The organism is Rathayibacter tanaceti, assembly GCF_001634385.1.
GTDB lineage: Bacteria > Actinomycetota > Actinomycetes > Actinomycetales > Microbacteriaceae > Rathayibacter > Rathayibacter tanaceti.
Genome location: NZ_LIIN01000276.1, coordinates 1 through 1,022 on the forward strand (window position 1 = coordinate 1; position 1,022 = coordinate 1,022).

The following is a 1,022-nucleotide window of genomic DNA, read 5'->3' on the forward strand; positions in this document are numbered from 1 at the left end:
GGCCGATGAGGCGGGCGCGCGCTCCCGAGTCGGCGACGACGCCCGCGCGGCGGCGGTGCGGCCACGCCGGGTCGAGCGGCACGAACGCCGCGCCCGAGATCAGGATGCCGAGGATCGCGGCGACCATCTCGGCGCTGCGGTGCATGTCGATCGCGAACACCGTCTCGGGACCGGCCCCGAACTCCTCGCGCAGCACGCGGGCGATCCGCGCCGCAGCACCCAGCAGCGTCTGGTAGTCGATCGACCGGTCGCCGTCGACGACCGCGGTCGCGGACGGATCGCTCTGCGCTCGGGCGACGATCATCTCGACGACGTCGCGGTCCGACGGGCAGCGTCCCGTGTCGTTGCGTGTGGCCAGCAGCAGCGTGCGTTCGGCATCGTCGACGAGGCGGTGCGCGCTCAGCGGCGCGTCGGAGGCATCGACGGCGGAGGCCACGAAGGCGGCGAGCGCCGACGCGTGGGCCGAGAGCTCGAGACGATCGGCTCGGCCGCGCACGACGATCCGCAGTGAACGGCGGTCGATCTCACCCTCAGCCACGACATCGAGATCGGTCGAGGGCCCCACCCAGGTGGACCGCGAGATGCCGTCGTCACCGCCCGCCCCGAGCAGGACATTGATGCCCGGCGCGACGAGCGCGGGGGCACCGAACCGGCTTCGGAGCGCCCGGGCGACGGCGTCGGGGTCGGCGCCGTGGTGCGGACGCCCTGCGCGGAGCGCGTCGTCGAACGAGCGCAGATACGCCTCGACGGTCGTGTCGCGGTCGACGACGGGCACGAGCGGCACGACCGCGGAGCGCATCTCGACCGCGTGCGGGTCTCCGGGGCCGGCCACCGCGAGACGCACCGCGTGCGCGCCGCCCCCCTCGGACCGTCGCCGTATAGGCGCCGATGAGTCCGGCGAGCGTCCGCCCGATGCTCAGCCGCACCGTGCGGCGAGTACGGGCAGGGCGCCGACGAGGTCGGGGGCGAGCTCGACGGCGCTGCTCCGGATGCCACGCGTGGGGCGCTCGAGTCAGGCCGTC

1 protein-coding gene is annotated in these 1,022 nt (G+C 74.9%); it reads right to left on the reverse strand.

Annotation, left to right across the window (positions count from 1 at the left end; genetic code table 11):
• The coding region (locus ACH61_RS17130) for an AMP-binding protein (protein ID WP_153038964.1) at window positions 1-832 on the reverse strand (832 nt) is incomplete at its 3' end.
• Between the last annotated feature and the right edge of the window lie 190 nt (window positions 833-1,022).